The 23093-nt window shown below is 69.0% G+C and carries 21 protein-coding genes; 10 read left to right on the top strand and 11 right to left on the bottom strand.

What is annotated here, in order from left to right:
• Positions 1-8 precede the first annotated feature (8 nt).
• On the bottom strand, positions 9-1880 hold the full coding sequence (locus ACL03I_RS15265) for a potassium transporter Kup (protein ID WP_412806300.1): 1872 nt from the start codon (positions 1878-1880) through the stop codon (positions 9-11).
• Positions 1881-2082: 202 nt separating this feature from the next.
• The gene (locus ACL03I_RS15260; protein WP_355072661.1) at positions 2083-3057 is read right to left on the bottom strand and encodes a GlxA family transcriptional regulator; all 975 of its coding nucleotides are present in this window, start codon (positions 3055-3057) and stop codon (positions 2083-2085) included.
• Between the two features lie 139 nt (positions 3058-3196).
• Between ACL03I_RS15260 and ACL03I_RS15255 the strand changes: the two genes are divergently transcribed.
• The 5 genes from ACL03I_RS15255 to ACL03I_RS15235 all read left to right on the top strand — a co-directional run bounded on the left by ACL03I_RS15255 (position 3197) and on the right by ACL03I_RS15235 (position 7963).
• Positions 3197-3622 carry a VOC family protein gene (locus ACL03I_RS15255; protein ID WP_355072663.1) on the top strand — a complete coding sequence of 142 codons (426 nt, stop codon included), beginning with the start codon at positions 3197-3199 and terminating at the stop codon, positions 3620-3622.
• A gap of 110 nt (positions 3623-3732) precedes the next feature.
• Positions 3733-4215 carry a DUF4254 domain-containing protein gene (locus ACL03I_RS15250; protein WP_355072664.1) on the top strand — a complete coding sequence of 161 codons (483 nt, stop codon included), beginning with the start codon at positions 3733-3735 and terminating at the stop codon, positions 4213-4215.
• Between the two features lie 237 nt (positions 4216-4452).
• Positions 4453-4890 carry an ATP-binding protein gene (locus ACL03I_RS15245; protein WP_355072666.1) on the top strand — a complete coding sequence of 146 codons (438 nt, stop codon included), beginning with the start codon at positions 4453-4455 and terminating at the stop codon, positions 4888-4890.
• Positions 4883-5692: an RNA polymerase sigma factor SigF gene (locus tag ACL03I_RS15240; protein ID WP_355072668.1), complete on the top strand. Its 810-nt coding sequence runs from the start codon at positions 4883-4885 to the stop codon at positions 5690-5692. The genes ACL03I_RS15245 and ACL03I_RS15240 overlap by 8 nt, the downstream gene beginning before the upstream one ends.
• A 153-nt stretch (positions 5693-5845) precedes the next feature.
• Positions 5846-7963 (top strand): MMPL family transporter, encoded by a 2118-nt coding sequence (locus ACL03I_RS15235; protein WP_412806251.1) that lies wholly within the window; start codon positions 5846-5848, stop codon positions 7961-7963.
• On the opposite strand, the gene ACL03I_RS15230 is transcribed toward ACL03I_RS15235, so the two are convergent.
• The 7 genes from ACL03I_RS15230 to ACL03I_RS15200 form a co-directional block, all read right to left on the bottom strand.
• Positions 7924-8751: a sterol desaturase family protein gene (locus ACL03I_RS15230; protein ID WP_355072672.1), complete on the bottom strand. Its 828-nt coding sequence runs from the start codon at positions 8749-8751 to the stop codon at positions 7924-7926. The genes ACL03I_RS15235 and ACL03I_RS15230 overlap by 40 nt on opposite strands.
• Before the next feature lie 4 nt (positions 8752-8755).
• Entirely contained in the window at positions 8756-9469 is a 714-nt protein-coding gene (locus ACL03I_RS15225; RefSeq protein ID WP_355072674.1) for a FadR/GntR family transcriptional regulator, read from the bottom strand.
• 206 nt (positions 9470-9675) lie between these two features.
• On the bottom strand, positions 9676-9849 hold the full coding sequence (locus tag ACL03I_RS15220) for a CsbD family protein (RefSeq protein ID WP_355072675.1): 174 nt from the start codon (positions 9847-9849) through the stop codon (positions 9676-9678).
• Between the two features lie 202 nt (positions 9850-10051).
• Positions 10052-10879: a hypothetical protein gene (locus ACL03I_RS15215; protein WP_412806250.1), complete on the bottom strand. Its 828-nt coding sequence runs from the start codon at positions 10877-10879 to the stop codon at positions 10052-10054.
• Positions 10880-11213: 334 nt separating this feature from the next.
• Complete coding sequence (locus ACL03I_RS15210; protein WP_355072679.1) at positions 11214-12509, bottom strand: bifunctional o-acetylhomoserine/o-acetylserine sulfhydrylase; 1296 nt, start codon at positions 12507-12509, stop codon at positions 11214-11216.
• Positions 12510-12557: 48 nt separating this feature from the next.
• The gene (locus ACL03I_RS15205) at positions 12558-13073 is read right to left on the bottom strand and encodes an OsmC family protein (protein WP_412806249.1); all 516 of its coding nucleotides are present in this window, start codon (positions 13071-13073) and stop codon (positions 12558-12560) included.
• Positions 13074-13154: 81 nt separating this feature from the next.
• On the bottom strand, positions 13155-14294 hold the full coding sequence (locus ACL03I_RS15200; protein ID WP_355072682.1) for an AI-2E family transporter: 1140 nt from the start codon (positions 14292-14294) through the stop codon (positions 13155-13157).
• Positions 14295-14441: 147 nt separating this feature from the next.
• Between ACL03I_RS15200 and ACL03I_RS15195 the strand changes: the two genes are divergently transcribed.
• The gene (locus tag ACL03I_RS15195; protein ID WP_379252940.1) at positions 14442-15902 is read left to right on the top strand and encodes an SDR family oxidoreductase; all 1461 of its coding nucleotides are present in this window, start codon (positions 14442-14444) and stop codon (positions 15900-15902) included.
• A gap of 18 nt (positions 15903-15920) precedes the next feature.
• On the opposite strand, the gene ACL03I_RS15190 is transcribed toward ACL03I_RS15195, so the two are convergent.
• Entirely contained in the window at positions 15921-16982 is a 1062-nt protein-coding gene (locus ACL03I_RS15190; protein ID WP_412806248.1) for an alpha/beta hydrolase, read from the bottom strand.
• 235 nt (positions 16983-17217) lie between these two features.
• Here ACL03I_RS15190 and ACL03I_RS15185 point away from each other — a divergent pair, with 235 nt between their 5' ends.
• The 4 genes from ACL03I_RS15185 to ACL03I_RS15170 all read left to right on the top strand — a co-directional run bounded on the left by ACL03I_RS15185 (position 17218) and on the right by ACL03I_RS15170 (position 22583).
• Complete coding sequence (locus ACL03I_RS15185) at positions 17218-18639, top strand: condensation domain-containing protein (RefSeq protein WP_412806247.1); 1422 nt, start codon at positions 17218-17220, stop codon at positions 18637-18639.
• Positions 18636-20276, top strand: a complete 1641-nt coding sequence (locus ACL03I_RS15180) for an MFS transporter (protein WP_412806246.1) — start codon at positions 18636-18638, stop codon at positions 20274-20276. Before ACL03I_RS15185 ends, ACL03I_RS15180 begins: the two co-directional genes overlap by 4 nt.
• Positions 20273-21172: a glucosyl-3-phosphoglycerate synthase gene (locus ACL03I_RS15175; protein ID WP_412806245.1), complete on the top strand. Its 900-nt coding sequence runs from the start codon at positions 20273-20275 to the stop codon at positions 21170-21172. Before ACL03I_RS15180 ends, ACL03I_RS15175 begins: the two co-directional genes overlap by 4 nt.
• A gap of 124 nt (positions 21173-21296) precedes the next feature.
• On the top strand, positions 21297-22583 hold the full coding sequence (locus tag ACL03I_RS15170) for a vWA domain-containing protein (protein WP_412806244.1): 1287 nt from the start codon (positions 21297-21299) through the stop codon (positions 22581-22583).
• Positions 22584-22668: 85 nt separating this feature from the next.
• Here ACL03I_RS15170 and ACL03I_RS15165 read toward each other — a convergent pair whose 3' ends face one another.
• Complete coding sequence (locus ACL03I_RS15165; RefSeq protein ID WP_355072692.1) at positions 22669-22944, bottom strand: hypothetical protein; 276 nt, start codon at positions 22942-22944, stop codon at positions 22669-22671.
• Positions 22945-23093 lie beyond the last annotated feature (149 nt).

Here is a 23093-nt window from a genome sequence, read left to right as displayed (position 1 = left end):
GTGCGCGCCTAGATCTCGATGTGAGCGCCCATGATCACCGTGCGCTCGCGGGGTAGGCCGAACTGCTCGGCGGCGTCGGCGGTGATGTAGGAGGTGGCGATGAACAGCCGCTTGCGCCACTGGGCCATCGTCGGCTCGGTACCGGGGCGCAGCTCGATCTTCGACAGGAAGTAGGACGCACGGTCCAGCTGCAACGGTCCCTCGGTGACAGCGGGGTCGAGCAATGCCAGCGCGCCGGGCACGTCTTGCGACTCCATGTAGCCGAACCGGGCGCACACGTGGATGATGCCGTCTTCGGTGTAGCCGAGGGAATCGACGCTGATCCGTTCGTCCGCCGGAACTCGCGGCACGGGTTCGGTCTCGATCGACATGATCACGACGTGCGCGTGGCGCACGTGGTTGTGTTCGGCGTTGGCCCGCAGGGCCAGCGGCGCGGTTCGTTTGCCTCGGTTGAGGAAGACGGCCGTGCCGGGGACCTCGAGTATCGACGGGTCGCCCGCGTGCAAGTGGTCGACGAACTCGCGCAGCGACCCCTCCCGCCGTTCGCGTTCGGCGGTGACGATGTCGCGCCCGCGTTGCCAGGTGGTCATGATGGTGAACGCGGTGAGACCGATCAGCAGCGGCAGCCACGCGCCGTGCACGAGCTTGGTCAGGTTGGCCGCGACGAACAGCAGGTCCACCGACAGCAGGGGGACGGCGCCAAGGGCGAGCAGCCAGCGCGGGATATTCCAGCGGGCGCGGGCGACGTAGAAGAACAACAGCGTGGTGATGGTGATCGTGCCGGTCACCGCCATGCCGAACGCGTAGGCCAGCGCCGCCGAGCTGCGGAAGGCGAACACCAGGGTGAGCACCGAGACCATCAGCAGCCAGTTGATCCACGGCACGTAGATCTGGCCGACCGTCGCCTCCGAGGTGTGCGCGATGCGCAGCCGGGGCAGGTAGCCGAGCCGGGCGGCCTGGGATGCCACCGAATACGCGCCGGTGATCACCGCCTGCGACGCGATCACCGTAGCGGCGGTGGCCAACAGCACCAGCGGCAGGCGGCCCCATGCGGGCATGAGCAGGAAGAACGGGCTGCTGACGTGGCCGGGATCGTCGAGGATCAGCGCGCCTTGGCCGAAATAGCTGAGGATGCACGCCGGGAACACCAGAAACAGCCAGCCACGGGTGATCGCCCTGCGACCGAAATGACCCATGTCGGCGTACAGCGCCTCGGCTCCGGTCACCGCGAGGACGATCGCGGCCAAGGCGAAGAAGGCGGTGCCGAAATGGCCGAACAGGAAGCCGAGCGCGTAGGTCGGTGACAGGGCTCGCAGAATCTGCGGATGATCGGCGATGCCCGCCACCCCGCACGCGCCGATGACGGCGAACCAGGCGATCATCACCGGCCCGAACACCCGGCCCACGGCCGAGGTGCCCCGGCGCTGCACCAGGAACAGCGTCACGATGATGACCGCGGTGATCGGTACGACGAAATCCGCCAGCGACGGTTGCACGACCTCGATTCCCTCGACGGCGGACAGCACGGAGATCGCCGGAGTGATCATGCTGTCGCCGAAGAACAGCGAAGCGCCGAAGATGCCCAGCGCCGCCAGCGCCGCGGTCTGCCGTCGGCCGTGCTGCGAACCCCACCGCCGCAGCTGCGTGATCAGCGCCATGATGCCGCCCTCGCCGTCGTTGTCGGCGCGCAGGGCCAGCAGGATGTAGGTGACGGTGACGATGATGGTGACCGACCAGAAGATCAGCGAGACCACGCCGTACACGTTGTCCACGCTCACCGGCACCGGATGTGGGTCGGCAGGGTTGAACACCGTCTGGATGGTGTAGATCGGACTGGTGCCGATGTCGCCGAACACCACGCCGAGTGCGGCGACCACCACGCCGAGCCGCGCGGTGTCGTGTGCGCTCGTCGCGGAGGGCGCGGGGGGTCGCTCCTCGTCGGATGTGGTCGTGTGCTGCCGATCGGTCACCGAGTCCTCCTAGCGCGGGCTGTCCGGCCGCCCGTGCGGACGATACCGTTCCCGGAGTTGGGCCGTCGGGCAGTAGCCGCCGCATGACATCCGGCGTCGTGCCTACCGCGGCTCAATACGACACGCGCGTCATGCGGATCTCGGAGATCGACATGCCCCGGCGGCGGCGGAACAATCCGCGCAGTGTTCCGGCGTTGAGATAACCCACCTTGGCTGCCACCGCGTCCACCGTGAGCGAAGTGGTGCGCAGCAGTTGCACGGCGCGTTCCAGGCGGATGTCGTGCACGAATTCCGTGGGGGACATGCCCAGTTCGGCGTGGGTGGCCCGCTGCAGGCTGCGTTCGGTGACGCCGACGGCGCGAGCGGCCTGGGATATCCGGAAGTTCTCGCCGAGGTGTGCGCGAACCCAGCGTTCGAAGGCGGCGGTGACGGAATCGCCGCGGGCGATGATCTCGGGGACGATGAACTCCCGTTGCGGTCGGCCCGCGCCCACCGCCAGGTAGCGCATGGCGCGTTCGGCCAGGGCCGGGCTCTTGCTCGCGATCAGCGACAGCGCCAGGTCCATGTGCGAGAGCGCGGCGCCCGCGGTGGTGACGCGTCGACCGCGACACAGCGTGCGTCCCTCGTCGAGTTCCACGTGCGGGTAGCGGCGCCGGAAGCTGGGGCCGAGCCACCAGCTCGTGGTCGCGGGGGAGCCGTCCAGCACGCCCGCCTCGGCCAGGAAGAACGTTCCGGTGCAGGCGCCGGCGAGGTGAGCGCCCCGATCGCGGGCCGCGACCAGCCGGTCGAGCACCGGACGGCTGGCGGGTGCGGAAACCAGGTCGATCAGCGCCGCGGCCTCCAGGACGTTCACGGCGGGCACGATCATCAGATCGAACCCGTCGCCGAGCTCGTCGAGCGGGATCGTCGGCACGGTGTGGCCGTTGCCCGACCGCACCGTGGCGCCGAACGACGCGCTGTGCACCCGCCACGGCTGCGGCGGGTCGGGCAGCTCGGTGCGCACGGCGTTGGCGGTGTTGAAGGTTTCCAGTAGGGCGGCGTATCCGAAATCGGCTACGCCGTCCACCACGAAGACGACGACGTCCATGTCGGAAACGGTACCGAAGATGTCGTTTGCGACACTCGGTTCCGCCGGGATTCTGTCCTACCGTCATCGCGAGACGGCTCGCCGCCGAGCGAACCGGGGAGCCGATCGAACCCGCCGTACCTCGTTTGGGAGCGTGACCATGATCGAAACGACCGGGACGCATCACATCCGGTTGACCGTGACCGACATCGCCCGGTCGCGTGCCTTCTACCGAGATGTGCTCGGTTTCCCCATCGCCGCCGAATCGCCCGGCAGCCCCGACGATCCGGAGGTGCGCGCCGACCCGATGCGACTGTTCGGCGGGGTGGTGTTCCAGGCCAACGGCATGTTGCTCGGCCTGCGTCCGGTCGCCGATCCGGCGGACCGATTCGATTCCGAACGTGTGGGTTTGGACCATCTCAGCTTCACCGTCCCGGCGCGGGACGATCTGGTGGCCGCGGCCGCTCGCCTGGCCGATGCGGGTATCGAACACGGGAAGATCACCGAGATGGCCGATTTCGGCATCGCGATCCTGTCGTTCTCCGATCCCGACGGCATCCATCTCGAACTCACTGCGCCCCTGTGAGTTTGCGTCCGCCCGCAGCGGGCATGCCCGATCCGGAATGAACGCTGTCCTGATGAAGGCTTGGCCGACCGGCCGTACGAGCGGTGCGGTCGTGCCGGGGAGGTAGGCCGATGCTGGTCCAGCGTGCGCGACCGCGGAAGCTGTCCGAGGATTCGGCGCTGCCGAGTCCGAGCGCACTGCTGTGCGCGCTGGGCGGCCAGCACGTGCAGGGCCCGGTGAGCCGGTGGGCGCGCGAGCTGACCGAACTGCACCGGCGGCGCCGGGAGGACGCACGGGAATCGGTCGGGACGCGGCGGCGGCGCGCCGAGTTGGTCGAACGGATCGACACCTGGGCGGCGCTGCACCTGCCGTGCGCCGACCCCGCGGTGCGGGTGCACCACGAGAGCCTGGGGGAGATGATCGACCGGATGGCCGCCGTCGCGGAAGACGCGTTTCATCTGCTGATGCACGACGATCCGGGAGGCGAGCGCATGCACGCGGCATGGACCCGGCTGGCCGAACTGGAGATCGCCTACGCCGATCTGGTGCGCGCCATCGGGGACGGCCGTCGGCGTCTTCCCCCAGGACGAACCGGCGCTTCGGGGGCCCAGTGATGTCGGGGGTGCCTACCGGCGGTCGATCGAGTGGCCGAGCCGGTCGCATCGGACGAACGCGCTGGTCAACGTTGTCGGCAGCCGTTGTGGGGAGTGCGCGCGTCCGCGTCGCGGCGCCTCGCGATCAGCCGTCCCCGGACGAAGACGCGCGCGCCGAGCCGTGGCCGATCGAGTTCACTACGGAGGAGGGCGTAGGCTTGGCGCTCCGACGGACGGCGCGACTTCTGGGAGCGGTGCATGAGCAAGGGTGAGGGGACTCCTCCCGCTACGACGCGGACCGGCACGATCAGCGTGCGGGTGCCCGCGGTGTCCGAACAGCTCGCGATGTTGCGTGCCTTGGCCGAGACCGTCGTGCTCATGGCCGATTTCGGCATCGACGAGGTGACCGACATCCGGCTGGCCCTCGACGAGGTGGCCAGCGCCCTGGTGCTGGACGCGGTGGACGGGGCGGAGCTGGAGTGCGCGTTCGGCTTCGAGGACGACGCGGTGGAGGTGCGCGTCTCCACCGTCACGGTGTCGGACGCCAGCCCGGACGAGTCCGGCTTCGGCTGGCACATCGTGGCGACGCTCACGGATTCGGTCTCGGCCACCCGAGGCGCACACGACTCCGCTGTGGGCGGCTACCCGACCGTCGTCGACTTCCGTTGGGTGCGCGGCGGCTCGAATAATGAGTAGCGAGTCGAATCAGGTCGCTTCCAAGCGCAAATCGCGGGGAGACACCTACGACAATATCGAGCCGCTCTTCGCCGAACTGGCCGCGCTGGCCCCGGACGATCCACGCCGGGACGCCGTGCGCACCGAGCTGATCGAACGTTGCCTGCCGCTGGCCGAACACATCGCCCGCAAGTTCAGCGGCCGCGGCGAGAGCTTCGAGGACCTGTTGCAGATCGCTCGGGTGGGCATGCTCGCCGCCGTCGACCGCTTCGATCCGGGGCACGGCGCGACCTTCCTGTCGTTCGCGGTGCCGACGATCATGGGTGAAGTGCGCAGGCATTTCCGCGACTACGCCTGGTCGGTGCGAGTGCCAAGGCGGCTCAAGGAGATCCAGTCCACCATCGGTCCGACGGTGGAGATCCTGTCGCAGCGGCTGGGCCGGATGCCGCGGGCGCGGGAGATCGCCGAGGAACTGGGCGCGGACCTGAACGAGGTGACCCAGGCGCTCATCGCCCGCAACGCCTACCAGACCTCCTCGATCGACGCCGCCTCGGACACCGACGACTCCGAATCCGGCGGTCCCTCGCTGCTGGACTCGCTCGGCGCCGAAGACCCGGACTTCAGCACCGTGGAGAACTACCTGGCGGTCAAGCCGCTGCTGGCGGCTCTGCCGGAACGTGAGAAGCAGGTGCTGGTGATGCGCTTCTTCGACTCGATGTCCCAGGAGCAGATCGCCCAGCGCATCGGATGTTCGCAGATGCAGGTCTCACGGATTCTGTCGAAAACCTTGAAATCGCTGCGCGAGCAGGCGCTGCGGGACTGACCCGCGCCCCGGCGGAGGCGTTCACTCGCCGGTCAGCACGTGGTGATGCTCGCGCATCGCGTGGACGACGGCGACCAGCACGCGATGTGCGGCGCGCAGGTCCGCGTCGGGCAGTTCGGCCATCGCGGCTCAGTTTCTGAGAGAGTTGGCGGGGTGAGCGCTTGGGATCGCTATGCGTCGGTGGTGACCGCCCGGACCTCGTGGGTGCTGCTCGTGGTGCTCGCCGCGGCTTCGATCGGCCTGATCGGCGCGGTGGGCGAGAACGAGTCCGCCGGGCAGGCCCCTACCGCGCTACCGGCCTCAGCCGAATCGGCGCGAGTCGAACAGGCGCTCGAGGAGTTCCCGGACGCGGGGTCGGCCGCCGCGATCATCGTGGTGACGCGCGCCGATGACGGCGAGCTGACCGATGACGACCGCAACGCCACCGTGACGGCGGTCACGCGCGCGTCGGGACGGACACCCGGTCCGAGCGACCTACTCGCTTCGCCGGACCGGAAAGCGGCGATCGGGCAAGTGCCCGTGGACGCCGACCTGAGCGGATTCCCGCTGACCGACCGGATCGGGGACATCCGTGCCGTCGCGCGGGAGGGCCTGCCCGAGGGACTCGTCCTGCAGGTCACCGGCGGTCCGGCGTTCGGCGCCGACATCGCCGACTCGTTCTCCGGCGCCAACGTCACCCTGCTGGCGGTGACCGCGATGGTCGTCGCCGTGCTGCTGATCGCGACGTACCGCTCCCCGGTGCTGTGGCTGGTGCCGCTCGCGGTGGTCGGCGCGGCCGATCGGGTGGCCACCGGCGCCGGAACCGCGCTGGCGCGTGTGACCGCCCTGACCTTCGACGGCTCGACCTCCGGTGTCACGAGTGTGCTGGTGTTCGGTGCGGGCACCAACTACGCGCTGCTACTGGTGTCGCGTTATCGGGACGAACTGCATCGGGAAGCCGACCACCGCACGGCATTGCGACACGCGGTGCGGCGCGCCGGGCCCGCGATCCTGGCCAGCAACGTCACGGTGGTCGCCGCCCTGCTCGTGCTGGTGCTCGCCTCCGTGCCCAGCACGCGCAGTCTCGGTGTGATGGCCGCGCTGGGATTGCTGGTCGCGGTGGTGTTCGTCCTGCTCGCGCTGCCCGCCGCGCTCGCGTTGTGCGGACGCAACGTGTTCTGGCCGTTCGTGCCGGAGGCCGACGATCGCGATACGGCGAACGAGGGCGTCTGGCACGCGGTCGCCGCGTGGGTGGTGCGCAGGCCGGCGGTGGTCGCCGGAACCGCGCTCGTGGTGCTGGCCATCTGCGCGACCGGATTGCTGTCGACGCAGGTGGGCCTGTCGCAGACCGAGCAGTTCCGGGTTCGCGCGGAGTCGGTGGAGGGATTCGACGCCCTCGCTCGGCATTTCCCCTCCGGCGCTTCCGATCCCGCGATCGTCCTCGCGCGCAGCGACGCGGTGGTGGAGGTCGACGCGGCGTTCCACCGCACGGAGGGCGTGGTGATGACCTGGCAGACCGGCACCTCGCCGACCGGGCTGACCCGGTGGGCCGTGGTGATCGACGCGCCGCCGTCTTCCGCACGTGCCTTCGACACGATCGAGGCGCTGCGCGCATCGGTGGCCCAGGTGCCGGGCGCCGGCGCGATCGTCGGCGGCACCGATGCCCAGGCGCTGGACGTCCAGACGGCCGCGAGCCGCGACCGCAAGCTGATCATTCCGCTGATCCTGGTCGTCGTGCTGGTGGTGCTGCTGGTGCTGCTGCGCGCGGTGCCTGCCGCGTTGCTGCTCGTCGCGGTCACGGTGTTGAGCGCGCTGGCGGCGCTCGGGCTGGGCAGCTGGATGAGCGAGCACGTGTTCGGGTTCCCGGCGCTGGACATCAGCGTGCCGCTGTTCGCGTTCCTGTTCCTGGTCGCGCTCGGCGTCGACTACACGATCTTCTTGGTGACCAGGGCCCGCGAGGAGACTCCGGGCCACGGCACCACGCATGGCATGGTGCGGGCGGTGTCGGTGACCGGCGCGGTGATCACCAGTGCGGGCATCGTGCTCGCGGCGGTGTTCTGCGTGCTCGGCGTGCTCCCGCTGATCACCCTGACTCAAGTCGGCATCGTGGTGGGCCTCGGCATCCTGCTGGACACGTTCGTCGTGCGCACGGTGGTGATCCCCGCGCTGTTCAGCCTGATCGGGCGGAAGATCTGGTGGCCGAGCGAGCTGCGGCTCGTCGAGGAGGAGGGCGACGGGCGCGTCGGCGCGGATCAGTCGGCGGGCGCCCAGCCCGGGCCGCGGAACAAGTAGCCGCCGCGGGCGCGCCACGAGGGCGCGCTACGCAGGTCCCGCCAGATCGAGGCGAACTCGTGGGTGGCGACCTTCGCCGGATTGAACGTCTCGATGTTCTTGGTCAGCCCGTAGCGGACGCGTTCGTCCTCCGGCTCGAAGGTGCCGAACAGCCGATCCCAGATGATCAGGATGCCGCCGTAGTTCTTGTCCAGGTAGCGATCGTTGGAGCCGTGGTGCACCCGGTGATGGGACGGGGTGTTGAACACGAATTCCACGGGACGCCACAGCGTCGCGACCCGCTCGGTGTGGATGAAGAACTGGTAGACGAGGCTGACCGACTGTTGCAGCAGGATCATCCAGGGCGGGAAACCGGCCAGCGCCAGCGGCAACCAATAGGGCAGCGAGCTGAACGGGGTCCACGGCTGGCGCAGCGCGGTGGAGAGGTTGTAGAACTCGCTGGAGTGGTGCACCACGTGGCTGGCCCAGAACACGCGCACCGTGTGGTGCGTGCGGTGATACCAGTAGTAGGCGATCTCGTCGGCGAAGAACAGCGCGACCCAGGTCAGCGGATGGTCCGTCGGGAGATGGAACGGGGCGGCCAGGTACGCCGCGGCGTACACCGCGACGACCGCGAGTTTCCAGCCGAGGTTCACCACCACGTTCCCCAGCCCCATGAGCACGCTGGTGCGCGCGTCGCGGAACTGGTAGCCGAGTTGGTCGTCGTCGGGCAGCAGGTGGAAGGAGGCCGCTTCGAGGGCAAGGCAGAGCACGAAAACCGGTATGGCGTGGGCGATCAGGTCGAACAATGGGTCAATCTTTCGGTGCTGCTTGGGCGTCCACCAGGCGGGTGAGCAGGGCGTAGGCGGTGTCGTAGGCCGCGGCCGAATCGCGGCGGGCAATGTGTTCCGCGAGCGCGCGATGGGCGCCGGGATCGATGTATTCCTTGTTCAGGCCCAGTTCGGCGACGACTTCCATCCCGATCCCGAAATAGCCGGAGACCAGGGTGTTCAACGCCAGCCGGTAGGCGAGATTGCCGGAGCCGTCCAGGATCGCCACCCAGAACGCCAGATCGGCATCGACCACGGCGCCGAACGGGGCGGTGGCGTCCGGATAGGCCGCGGCGGCGCGTTGCACCGTCGCCAGTTGGTCGGCGTCGGCGTGCTCGGCGCACAACCGGGCCGCGTCGGCGGCGACCGAACGCCGCATCACCGCGATGTCGTGCAGGATCCGTCTGGCCGGTACCGCGCCGGAGCGAGTGAGCGCGGTCAGGATGTCCAGGCCCGCGTGCGAGCGCCAGTCGAGAACCCGGGTCTTGCCACCGGGCGTGACGCGGACCAGCCCGCTCTGCTGTACGCGCTTGAGCGCTTCGCGGACGGCGTGGCGGTTCACCTGGAACATCTCGGCCAGCTCGCGCTCGGAGGGGAGCGTCGCCTCGGGGGCGAGTTTGCCGCTCAGGATGGCGTCGATGATCTGGCCGAAGACCGTATCGGAGACGGCGGTGCGGGCGACCGCGGCGAATTCCATGTCACCGAGTCTCGCGTATGGCGGTCAACAGGTCAACTGGTTGGACCAGTTCCTGGAAAGAAAGGCGGATGCCCGCTTCATGCGGCCATCCGCCTACGACCTATCTGCTTCCGCTTTCGCTCGGCCGTGCGCGGTGCTACCCCGCGTTCACTACGGCCGTGCGCGGCGCCGGCGACGGACAACGTCCGACAGCGCACGTGCAGCGGTCAGTGCCGGAAGGCGTCCTTGACCTTCTCGCCGGCGTCCTTCAGGTCGGACTTGATCTGGTCGGTGCGGCCTTCGTCGCGCTTCCCCCGGTCACCCTTGGCCTCGCCGAGCTTTTCTTTGGCCTGACCAGCGACTTTATCGGTCTTGTTCTTCGCCTTGTCGACTGCGCTCATGTCACAACCTCCCTTTGAAGCGACCGGCCGGCCATCTTCAGCCGGTCTTCTCGGCAGTAGCCCGTAATCGGGCGGCCAAACATCGGCCATTCCTCGTAAAAAGCGGAAGACCCGGCGGGAAACCGGGTCTTCGCGGAAATCGTGCGTATTCGAAATCGCCGCCGAATCCGCATGCTGCGTGCGGTCTCCGGCGCGCCGGGAATTACGCGGCCGGAACCGTGGGCGGTGTCAGAAGGCCTTGCAGCACACCGACACCCGCGCCGAGGGCCGCGCCGACGGCGATGGCAGGGGAGGCGACGAATCCATAACCGATGGCGGCGCCGAAGGCCATGACGGCCAACGTCCCGGTCGGAAACATCGGCAGGCCCGCGATGGCGCCGCAGATGGCGCCGATGACCGCTCCGATCGAGGCGACCGGCGCGGCCACCATGCTGCCCGCCGAGGCGCCGATGGCGGTGGAGCCGATCAGGTCGGCGGCGATGCGGTCGGAACGCGACGGATCGAAGCCCGCCGAATCCAGGGTCTGCGCGATGCCTGCTTCCGGGCCCGCGATCGCGTCGTTGAACATCTTGCCCTGCTCGGGAGTCATGAAGTCCGGGCGGCCGATCACCACCGAACCCACGCGCAGCGTGCCGGGCGGCGCCTCGATCGGCGCGACCGCGGGAGCCGGGGCTGCGGGGTTGGGCAGGTGCAGCCGCTGCGGATCGATCGGCGCGAGCAGGTTCGGATCCGGCATCGGCCGGTTGACGCTCAGGTCGTTGCGGCCCGCGGAAACCGGGGGCGCGGGCGGAAAAGCCTCGGGCGGAAAGGCTCCGGGGTCCGCGGGATCGGCCGCCGGGGTGATGAGGCCAGGGCCGGGCGCCGGGGCGAACGGGATCTGGACGGAGATCTGCGGCAACAGCGGGTCGGCGGTGGCGGTCGCGGCGGCGCCGACCAAGGACAACGGAATGGCGCCCGCGACGACCAGAGTGGCGGCGCGGCGGAAGAACGGGTGTGCTGGAGTTTCGATTTCGGGTACTGCTATGCCCATGGACTTACCCACCTCATTCTGAAGAGGACATGTACCTACCCTTCTAGTTCGATTCAGAAAGCCCCACGGATGCGCGGAAGTTCGAATTATTTTCCATTGCGGCGAAACGCGCCCCTGCCAATCGAATCCGCGTGACAGCGCCGAATAGTCCTGTCGCTGTGGTCAACCGATCGCGACTGCGCGACTGCCGGTTTTCTTCAACCGAAATCAGGGAAACCACCCCCGAAACGGGGCCTTGCCCCGCTGTGCGGGTCCCGAGCCACGCAGCGGCCTGATCAAGAGCCCATCCGATCCCCGACGTGCCCCGCCGGGCACACCCGGCGGGGCCAACGCGTCAGGATGCCGCGTCGAATCCGGCGCGCAGGTCGGCGAGGATGTCGTCGATTCCCTCGATGCCGACCGCGAGTCGGACCAGGCCGGGGGTGACGCCCGCGGCCAGTTGCTCTTCCGGCGTCAGTTGCGAGTGGGTGGTGGAGGCCGGGTGGATCACCAGCGAGCGGACGTCGCCGATGTTGGCCACGTGGCTGTGCAGGCGCAGCGCCTCGACGAACCGCTTGCCCGCGTCCACGCCGCCCGCCAGCTCGAAGCCGATCACCGCGCCGGTGCCCTTCGGGGCGAGGGCGCGGCCGCGCTCGTACCACGGCGACGACGGCAGGCCCGCGTAGGACACCGAGGTGACTTCCGAACGGGTGGTGAGGAATTCGGCCACCGCCTGCGCGTTCTGCACGTGCCGCTCCACCCGCAGACTCAGCGTCTCCAGGCCCTGGCTGATCAGGAACGCGTTGAACGGCGAGACCGCCGAGCCGAGGTCGCGCAGCAGTTGCACGCGCGCCTTCAACGCGTAGGCGGGCGCGCCGAGTTCGGCGTACACGACACCGTGGTAGCTCGGGTCGGGTTCGGTGAAGCCGGGGAAGCGGCCGCCGGTCCAGTCGAACTTGCCGCCGTCCACGATCACGCCCGCGATGGCCGCGCCGTGTCCGCCGAGGTACTTGGTGGCCGAGTGCACGACGATGTCGGCGCCATGGGCCAGCGGCTGGATCAGGTACGGCGTGGCGACGGTGTTGTCCACGATCAACGGCACACCGTTGTCGTGGGCGACGCCCGCGATCCCCGGGATGTCGAGGATGTGGTTCTGCGGGTTGGAGATCGTTTCGCCGTACAGCGCCTTGGTGTTCGGGCGGATGGCGGCTTTCCACTGCTCGAGGTCGTCGGGGTCGTCGACGAACGAGACCTCGATGCCGAGCTTGGGCAGCGAGTAGTGAAAGAGATTGTAGGTGCCGCCGTAGAGCCGGGGGCTGGACACGATGTGGTCGCCCGCTCCGGCGATGTTGAGGATCGCGAAGGTCTCCGCGGCCTGCCCGGAGGCCAGCAGCAGAGCGGCCACGCCGCCTTCCAGGGCGGCGATGCGCTGCTCCACCGCGTCCTGGGTCGGGTTCATGATCCGGGTGTAGATGTTGCCGGGCTCGGCCAGACCGAACAGCGCCGCCGCGTGCGCGGTGTCGCGGAAGGTGTAGGAGGTGGTCTGGTAGATCGGCAGGGCGCGGGCGTTGGTCGTGCCGTCCGGAATCTGTCCGACGTGGATCTGCTTCGTCTCGAAGCTCCAGTCCTGCGACAGGTCGGGTTCGGTCATCGGGAAGGTCCTCCTTCTGGTGAGTGATCGAGCTGGTTGGGACGGCGGCTAATCGGTGATCAGCCTGGTGTCGACCGGAGTGCGCCCGGTCGTGAGATCCAGTACGGGGCAGTGCGCGTCGACGGCCTGCTGGAGTTCGGCATAGCGCTGCTCGGTCTCGGGCCCGCTGAGGCGGACGGTCACCCGCACCGCCTGGAAGCCGGGGCGAACGTTCTCATCCAAGCCGAAGAACCCGCGCACGTCGAGATCGCCTTCGGCGCTCACCGCCAGTTCGTCGATCGTGATGCCGAGGCGCTGGGCCCAGAACCGATAGGTCACCACTTGACAGGCGATGAGCGACGCCAGGTACACCTCGACCGGATTGGGCGCGGTGTCCGCGCCGCCGAGCGCGGGTGGTTCGTCCACGCGCACGGTGTGCCTACCGAGCGTGGTCGCGCTGCCCACTGTCCCTTCCGGAGTCCCGGAGGCACGGAACACCACCAGCGCGTTCGCCGGGTCGTCGGCGACCGCCTTCGCCGTCGCGTCGGCGATGTCGTTGAGCGGGGTGCCCACATCAGTTGTCATGTCCACTGACGCTAGAAACCGCAGGGGGCGACGGCGATAGTTACATTCGGACTGAGTGCAAGGATGGTGCGCGGTACTGCGTCAGTCCGCGGGTTCGCTCTCCGGTTCCGGCGGTGGCGCGGTGGCCGCGTCGATCTGCTCGCCGAGGTAACGCAGGACCACCGCGGCGATCGCGACGACCGGCACGGCCAGGAACGCGCCGACGATCCCGTAGAGCGAGCCGCCCGCGGTGACCGCGAGCAGCACGATGACCGCGTGCAACTGCATGCTGCGGCTCTGCAACACCGGTTGCAGCACGTTGCCCTCCAGTTGCTGTACGGCCACGACGATGCCGAGCACGATCAGCGCGGTGACGAAGCCGTTGCCCACCAGCGCGACCAGCACCGCGAGGGCGCCCGCGACGAACGCGCCGACCATCGGCACGAATCCGCCGAGGAAGGTGATCACCGCGAGCACCAGCGCCAGCGGTACCCCGAGGATGACCAGACCGGCGCCGATGAGCACCGCGTCGACCAGGCTGACCAGCGCCTGGGTCCGGATGAACCCGCCGAGCACGACCCAGATCCGGCTGAGCACCTCTTCCAGGTGCCTGCCGCCGCGGCTGCCGGAGACGCTGTGCAGCCAGGGCAGGAAGCGCGGCCCGTCCTTGACGAAGAAGAAGCTCAGTACCAGCACGAGGAACAGGGTGATCAGCGCCGACGTCGCGGTGGTCACGCCGCTGAATACGCCGGTGGCGATCTGCGCGGAACTCGACTGCAACCGGGACACGATGGCGTCGACCGCCGAATTCAACTGCTCTTCGCGGATTCGCAACGGCGGCCCCTGCAACCAGTCGCGCACCTGGTTGACGCCCGCGCTCGCCTTGTCGGCCAGTTCCGGGACCTGGTCGACCACCGAGGGCACGATCAGCGCGATGACACCGGCGAGCACACCGAGGAAACCGAGCACCGCGAGCGAGGCCGCCGCGGCGGGCGGCAAGCCGCGGGCGGTGAGCCAGCGCACCGGCGGCCACAGCACGGTGGCGATCACGATCGCCAGCGCCACCGGCAGGATCACCACCCACAGCCGGGCGACCAGGAAGCCGAGCACCCACGCGCCCGCCGCGATCGCGACGATGCACACCGCCCACTTGGCCAGCCACAGCAGGCCCACACCGATGACATCACCGCGATCACGCGGCGTGAGTTCGTCCGGTTTGTCGCTTTTGCTGCGTTCGCTCACCGGCCCAGTCTGGCACGCGCCACGAGATCGAGCGGGACTCGTGATCAGGCGACGCGGTCGATTCCGGGTCCTGTGCGCACTGGAGTTGCTGTTTGGCCCCGGCATCCCCGGTCATCACCTGAGCAGGTCATCGGAAGGGTGGTTGCCGTGCGGTGTGTGGTGTTCGGTGCGACCGGCTACATCGGCGGACGACTGGTGCCGGAGTTGCTGCGCGCGGGTCATTCGGTTCGCGTGCTGGCACGCACACCCGGCAAGCTCGCCGAGGCCCCCTGGCGCGATCGCGTCGAAGTGGTGGCGGGCGACGTGACCTCGGCCGCCGACGTGCGCGGCGCGCTGGCGGGGCAGGAGGTGCTGTACTACCTGGTCCATTCGCTGACCCGCGCCGACTTCGACACGGTGGACCGGGAGGCCGCCACGCTGGTTGCGGCCGAGGCGGCGCACGCGGGGCTGACCAGGATCGTCTACTTGGGCGGCATCGTCCCGGGTGCGCAGCGGCTGTCGCGGCACCTGGCCTCCCGCACCGAGGTCGGCGAGATCCTGCAGGCGGGCGCGGTACCCGCCCTGGTGCTGCGGGCCGCGGTGATCATCGGTTCCGGCTCGGCCAGTTTCGAGATGCTGCGCTATCTGACCGAGCGTCTGCCGCTGATGGTCACCCCGCGCTGGGTGCGCAACCGGATCCAGCCGATCGCGGTGCGTGACGTGCTGTATTACCTGACGCGGGCGGCGACGCTGCCCGAAGGCGCGGGCGGCGCGTTCGACATCGGCGGCCCGGACGTGCTGACCTACGTGCAGATGATGCGCGCCTACGCCGAAGTGGCCCAGCTGCCGCGACGGCTGATCGTGCCGGTGCCGGTGCTGACGCCGTGGTTGTCGGCGCAGTGGGTGAATCTGGTGACCCCGGTGCCGCGCGCGATCGCCGTTCCGCTCATGGAGTCGCTGATCAACGACGTGGTCTGCCGCGACCACGCGATCGCGGGCCTCATCCCGGACCCACCGGACGGACCGACCGGTTACCGCAGAGCAGTCGCGTTGGCGCTGGAGAAGATTCGCGATCTGGACGTACCGACCAGGTGGTCGGACGCCCATCCGCCGGGCGCGCCGTCGGACCCGCTGCCCACCGACCCGGCGTGGTCGGGCGGGTCGCTGTACCGGGACGTGCGCGAACGCCACACCGATGCCGACCCCGCGACGCTGTGGCGGGTGATCGAGGCTATCGGGGGCGAGCACGGCTGGTATTCCTTCCCGCTGGCCTGGTCACTGCGCGGTTGGATCGACCGGCTCGCCGGCGGCGTCGGTCTCGGCCGTGGACGCCGCGATCCACACCGGCTGCACGAAGGGGAGGCGCTGGATTGGTGGCGGGTGGAGCGGATCGAACGACCTCGGATGCTGCGCCTGCGCGCCGAGATGCGGGTACCGGGACGGGCGTGGCTCGAGCTCGCGGTCGAGCCGGACGGTCCGGGCGCCACCTACCGCCAGTGCGCGGTGTTCGAACCGCACGGACTGGCCGGGCATCTGTACTGGAAATCCATCGCGCCGTTCCACGCGGTCATCTTCGGCGGGATGGCGCGCAATATCACCGGCGCCGCGGAATCTTCCCGCGCGCGGTGACGCGGCCCGCTCGGCTGGCTATCCGGTGGCGGGGGTCGCCAGCGCCGCGGCGATCAGCGGCCACGAGTTGTGCAAGTCCTCTTGCCAGTAGCCCCAGGAGTGCGTGCCGGAGGGACGGAAGTCGAACGTCGCGGGGATGTTCAAGGAACGCAATCGATCGCTCAGGTCGCGAGCGCACTGGTTGATGATCGCCTCCAGGAAGCCGCCGGTGACGAGCTGGCTGACCAGTTTGTCGCGATTGCCGTCGATGCCGGGCCCGTCGGGCCGGTCGAACGGTCCCGGCATGCCGGTGCCGGTGGAGACGTAGATGGCAGTGCCGCGCAGTTGATCCGCGTGCAGGTACGGGTCGTTGGCGGCCCATCGGGGATCGGTGGGCGGGCCCCACATGTTGAGGGCGTTGCCGCGCCAGCGGGTGACGACGGCGGCGACCATGGCTTGGCCTTGCGGATCGCTGGTGCGGACGCATCCGCTGTAGGAGCCGACGGCTCGATAGAGCCCGGGTGCGTTGAGGGCGAGCTGGAATACCGAGGTGGCCGCCATGGAGATTCCGGCGACGGCGTTGGCGCCGTTGCCGGCGAAAGCGGCGTCGATCAGCGGCGGCAGTTCTCTGGTGAGAAATGTCGTCCAGCGTTGCCTGCCCAGCACCGGATCGTCCGTCCGCCAATCCGCGAAATAACTTCCCTCGCCGCCCATGGGCACGACGACATTCACTTGTTTGTCCCGGAAGAAATCCTCGATATCGGTCCGATCGGTCCAGTTGCTTCCTTCCGAGCCGCCGCTGGCTCCGTTGAGCAGATACAGCGTCGGCGCGGGTGCCGAATTATCCGGTGCGCGGATGACTTTCACCGGGATCGTCGTACCCATCGCGGCGGAATGGATCCGCACGTCGGTCAGCCGACCGGTGCCAGGCTCGATGCCGACCACTCGGGCGTCATCCGCGGTCACCGTGCCCGGTGTCCGGGCCGTAGGTTCCGCTGTCGCCGCAGGCCAGGCCGGTGACAGCGGTGTAGCGGCGAGCGCGAGCGCGACGGCGATCGAGGTGATGATCGCGCCTGGCCTGCCTGTCGTTCGTGCCCGCACGCAAGACCTCCGAACCTGCTTCGTGCACCGTAGTGGTGGCGAAAGTAGGGCGCGGTCACGATGCCCGGCAAGCGCTCGCGAGCATTCTTGGGAAACTCGACGACCCGCCCGCGCCGTCTGCTGGTGGTGGTCACAAGATTCCGTGCTACCCATGGTCGTCGGATGATCGAAGTCGTTAACTTTCATGGGGGTTCAGCCGAGGATTTCTCCTCGCCGGCACGAATCGAGAACACCTGTGGTCAATTTCGGTTTCATCGACGAATGGCATCCCGCCGCGGGAAAGCTCACCAGTTGGCGCGCGGCACCGGAATCGCTCGCCGCGGCGCGCCGTGCCCCGGCGCATCCGGCGCCGCCGTCACATCAGCAGGAGGAATACCTGCGCACCACATACCGCAATGCCGATGCGGGCTTCCGCGTTTCGCGGGTGTGCATGCTCGCGTTCACGATTCCCGGCGTCCCGGACCATGCCGCGCTCACGCGCACGGTCGACGCTTTCCTGCGCAGGCACGACACGTTCTGGAGCTGGTTCGTCCGCACCCCGGAGGACCGGGTGGAGCGCCGGGTACTCGACCCGGCGGACATCCGGATGGTGCCGACCGAACACGGCGTCCACAGCGAAAGCGACACCATCCGAGCGCACGTCTTCGCCGAGACGCCCGGCCCGCTGGACTGGGACTGCTTCAGTTTCGGCGTCATCGAGCACGCGGAGTCGTTCACGATGTACGCGGCGGTGGATCACCTGCACACCGACGGTGTGGCACAGGCACTGTCGTGCGTAGACCTGCTGACGCTCTACGGCAGCGAATTGTCCGGCGGCAGCCTGACTCTCGCGCCGGTGACCGGCCACATCGCGTACTGCGAGCGCGAGCGCCGCCACAGCGCCGAGCTGACCGCCGACTCACCGCAGATCTCCGTCTGGCTGGATCTGCTGCGGCGCAACGGCGGTGACGTGCCCGGTTTCCCGGTGGACCTGTGGGTCGACGGAGACCAGCACGTCCGGGGCGCGCAGGTGACCACCGTCCTCATCGACGAACCGGGTGCGCTGCGCTTCGAGGAGGCCTGCCGGGCGCGCGATGGCCGGTTCACCGGCGGACTGTTCGCCGCGGCCGCGCTCGCGGAGATCGAATTGGCGGGTGGCGACTGGTATTTCGGTCTCACGCCGGTGAACACGCGCCGCACCGACGGCGAGGCCGCCTCGGTCGGGTGGTACACGAATCTGATCCCGGTGGCCTTCTCGGTGGGCGCCGAGCAGTCTTTCGCGGACGTGGTAGCGGCGGCGCAGCAGGCATATGACCAGGGCAAAGGCCTGACCGACGTGTCCTTGCACCGGGCACTGCAACTGGCGCCGCCCGAACTCGGTATCCGCACTCGGCCGGGTTGGTACGCGCGCATGCTGTCCTACCTGGACATTCGCAAAATGGCGGGCGTCGAGATGTTCGACAAGATCGACGGCGGCATGTTCGCCAACCGCGGCAGTTCGCGCGAGGTCTACATCTGGATCAACAGGTTCACCGACGTCACCACCCTCAGCCTGCTGTTCCCCGACACGCCGCAGGCGCACGAGGCGATCGGGCGCTACGTCACCGCCATGCAGGCGATCGTGGCCGACGTCGCCGCGAAAGGCGACCGCGCGGTGCGGGTCGGCGCCCTTCCATGAGCAAGCGGGCGAGCATCGCCACCGGCACGCCTTCGGTGGTCGTCGGCCCGCCGGAGTGGGCCGCGCTGGGCGCGTGCCTGCTCGCGGTGTTCATGCAGATGCTGGACATGACGATCGTCAACACCGCGCTGCCGAGCATCGCCAAGGATCTGGCGGCGCCCGGTTCGGCGCAGGTGTTCGTCGTGGCGGGCTACAGCCTGGCCTTCGCGGGCACACTGATGACCGCCGCGCGGATCGGGGAGTCGATCGGGCGGCGGCGCGTCTTCCTCGGCGCCATGGCGGCGTTCACCATGGCCTCGGTGTGGTGCGGCCTGGCCCACCTGCCCGGCGAGCTGATCGCGGCGCGCGCTGTCCAGGGCCTGTCCGCCGCGGCGATGTCCGCGCAGGTCATCGCCATCATCAGCGCGGTGTTCCCGAAGGGCAAGCAGCCGTTGGCCTTCGGGTTCTACGGCGCGGCCGCCGGTCTGGCGGCCATCGTGGGGCCGTTGCTCGGCGGCGCGGTCATCGCTTCCGATCCGTTCGGCCTGGGCTGGCGCGCGATCTTCCTGCTGAACGTGCCGCTGTGCGTCCTGGGGTTGCTGCTGGCGCACCGGCATCTGCACGTCGGCAGGCCCCCGACCAGGGAACGGCTGGATGTCGCCGGCGCGCTGCTGGCGAGCAGCGGACTGGTCGCCCTGCTGTATCCGCTCGCGGCCGGACGGGAACAACGCTGGCCCCCGCAGCTGTTCGGGCTGCTCGGCGCCGGGCTCGGGCTGCTCGTCGTATTCGTCTGGCATCAGCGCAGGCGGCTGCGGGCCGGGGAAAGCCCGCTGCTGCGGATCGATCTCTTCGCGGACCGGGGTTTCGCGGTCGGCTCCGTGCTCACGCTGCTGTTCTTCGGGATCTTCGCCGCGTTCTTGTTCACCGTGTCGGTGATGGCGCAATCCGGGCTGGGATTCACCGCCTTGCGAACCGGAATCCTGGTGCTGCCTTTCGCGCTCGGCGGCGCGTGTGGCGCGCTCACCTCGCCGATCCTGGTGGCGCGGCTCGGCAGTCGCGGGCTCACCCTCGGGGTGCTGGTGTTCGCGGTCGCCATCGTGGTCATCGCGCTGACCGTCGACCCCGAGGACGCGGCGATCGATCTGGGGCGGCTCGCCGTACCGGTCTTCGCCGCCGGAGCCGGGATGGGGCTGTTCGCCGCGCCGCTGCCCGCGGCCATGATGGCGGGCGTCGCGGAACGGGCGACCGGTTCGGCGTCCGGAACGGTGCCGACCGTGCAGCAGATCGGCAGTTCGCTGGGCGTGGCGGTACTCGGCGCGCTGTTCTTCCGCCGGGTCGACGCCGACACCGACCTCGGCGTCGGTCATGCGAAAGCGGTTCTGGCGGCATCGCTGACGAACTCTCCGGCGACGACCGCCCAGCGCGACGGTGTCGTCACGTCGTTCGCCGACTGCGCCGAATCGGCGCTGCGTTCGCCGACCCCGCACCTCGACGCGCACACCTGTCCCGGCGCGGGGGCCGACGTGGCCGGACAGATCGCCGCCGCGCACACCTTCCTCGCCGCCTGCGTCACTGTGCTGTGGATGGTCGCGGCGATCGCGCTGGTGCTCGTCGTGCTCAGTCTCGCGCTGCCGTCGCGGAACGGGGAGCCACGGTGACGGCAACCGGCGTCGTGCACTACGACCGCGCGTGGTCGCACGACGAGCTACTCGAACGCAAGCGGCACCGCACCGTCTCGGTGGTCGTTCCCGCTCTGAACGAGGAGGACACCGTCGCGGATGTGGTGGGCTCGATCCGTGACCTGGTCGGCACCTTGGTCGACGAGCTGATCGTGCTCGATTCCGGCTCCACCGACCGGACCGCCGCCCGTGCCCGAGCGGCTGGCGCGACCGTCTATTCCCGCGAGCAAGCGCTGCCCGCCGTGCCGCCGTGTCCGGGCAAGGGGGAGGTGCTGTGGCGGTCGCTGGCGGTGGCGTCCGGTGATCTCATCGTGTTCGTCGACGCGGATCTCGTCGCTCCCGACCCGCGGTTCGTGCCGTCGCTGCTCGCACCACTGCTGTCCGACGACCGACTGCGGTTGGTGAAAGGGTTCTACCGCCGCCCGTTCGGCGACGCTCCCGACGGCGGCGGACGCGTCACCCAACTCGTGGCCCGGCCGCTGCTCACCGCGCTCGCGCCGGAGCTGGCCGAGTTGCGTCAGCCGCTGGGCGGCGAGTACGCGGCCACCCGGGAACTGCTGCGGTCGTTGTCGTTCGCACCTGCCTACGGCGTCGAGATCGGCATCCTCATCGACACCTGGCGCAGGCACGGGGCCGGCGCCATCGGGCAGGTCGATCTCGGCGCCCGCGTGCATCGCAATCGGCCGCTGCACGAATTGGCCGAGATGAGCAGGCAGGTGATCGCGACGCTGCTCGACCGGTTCGGAATCCCCGATTCGGGCGTCCCGCTGACGCAGTATCTCCCGGACGGCTCGAGCTGGCATGCGGTGCCGGGCGCGGCGCCCGCGGCCGATCGGCCGCCGATGGCCACGCTGAGCGGCACCGGTATCCGCTGACGGCGATGGCGAATTCGGCGGCGGGTGAACCGGTATCGCCGCGGCGAACACTCCGCATCCGGCCCGGGCCGGCCTTACCCTGATCCCGGTGACGATTGCGGAGTGACGACGGCTGGGAGCTTCGATGGGCGCGGCATTGGTCAAGGGTCAGAACGGTGTGCTGGACCTGGCTCACCTACTGGTGTCGGTGCGCACCGAGGCGGCGGTTGACGTGTCGGCGCTACTGGTGACCGAAGTGGGGCGCGTGCGATCCGACGCGGATTTCGTGTTCTTCAACCAGCCCAGCGCGCCCGGTGTCTCGCTGGCGGCGGGAACGCCCGGAGTGCTGTCGGTTTCGCTGGGTGATCTGCCCGCGGACATCGCCCAGTTGCGTGCGGTGCTCACACTCGACGATCCGGCGCAGACCTTCGGCCGGTTCGCGCCGCCGGTCGCCACGGTCGCCGACGCCGCGGGAAACGTTCTGTACGAGTACCGCATAGAAGGGTTGAGCAGCGAATCCGTGGTGATCGCGCTCGAGCTGTACCGCCGCCATGGGACGTGGAAGGTGCGTGCGGTCGGGCAAGGCTATGCGGGTGGGTTCGCCGCGCTGGTCACCGATCACGGGGTGAGTGTGGACGAGGAACCCGCCGGTGCGAACGTTCCTTCTCCGGATCGGCCGGTGGCGAATCTCGCCCCGGCGGCGGACGTGTTCACCGTTCCCGGCGAGGCGAAGCTCTCCTTCGAAAAGCGCGCGAAACTGGACCTGCGCAAGCGTGAGGTCGCGAAGGTCCTCATCGACAAGGACGCTTTCGGCATCCGTGCCCGCGTCGTGCTGGTCATCGACAAGACCGGCAGCATGCAACGGCAGTACCGCGATCAGGTGGTGCACCGCGTCGTGCAGCGGATGATTCCGGTGGCCACCCAGCTCGACGACGACGGCACCTTGGAGGCGTACCTGTACGCCCTCTCGTTCGCCAAGCTGCCCGACATCACCGTCGAGCACGGTGACGACTGGGCCCGGACCTATCTGCATCTCGGCGGAACCCACGGCGACATCGATTACGACCGGCTCGGCGGCCGCAACGACGAACTGCCGGTCATGCGCGACATCATCGACTCGTTGCGCCCTGGTGGCCGTCCCACGCTCGTGTTGTTCTTCACCGACGGCGGCTTCGCCAAGAAGCGCGAGATCACGGCGCTCATGCGCGAAGCCGCGCGGTTGCCCGCCTTCTGGCAGTTCGTCGGGCTCGGTCGCGCCAACTACGGTCTGCTGCGCGCTCTGGACGAATTGTCCGACCGGGCGGTCGACAACGCGGGTTTCTTCGCCCTCGACGACATCGATCAGGTCGACGACGCGCAGCTCTACGCCCGTTTGCTCGGGGAGTTCCCGGACTGGCTGCGCGCAGCGCGAAACGCGGGCATTCTGCGCTGACAGCGCGAACCTGCCCTGCTCACCGCGCATCGCCCGCTTGTCATAGCGAAAGGCTATAGCGGTTCGCGATTCGGTCCGCTGCGGATCAGCCGATGACGGCGTTCATGATGGTGCCCGCGCTGGTGGCCACCACCCCGCCGATCATGGCTCCGGCCACCATCTTCGGTGACTCGAGCCCGCCGCCGGTCCACTTCTCCCAGGCGAAGCGGCCACCGGCGTAGATGATGCCGCAGATGCCCGACAGGAGCACGAACCACGTCAGGTAGCGGACCAGTTGGAGGAACTTGTCGGAGATCGGCGGTGCCTCGGGGCTGGGATTGCCGATCTGCGCCAGGGTGTCGTAAGCGGCGGCCAGGATCATCGTCGTTCGCTCATTCTGGATTCGGGACAGGGGCAAGTGATTCGCTGAGAAGATCGTATCCGTTCGCTCGCCGCGATGCAGTCAGGTCCATGTAGCGCAGGGAAGTTCGTGTTTCCCTCGCCCGCGCCCGGGTAGCCGAACTCCTGAGC

It is taken from the genome of Nocardia sichangensis (genome assembly GCF_047200615.1).
GTDB lineage: Bacteria > Actinomycetota > Actinomycetes > Mycobacteriales > Mycobacteriaceae > Nocardia > Nocardia sichangensis.
The sequence above is the reverse complement of the archived record's forward strand: the minus strand, read 5'-3'. Positions and strand labels throughout refer to the sequence as shown.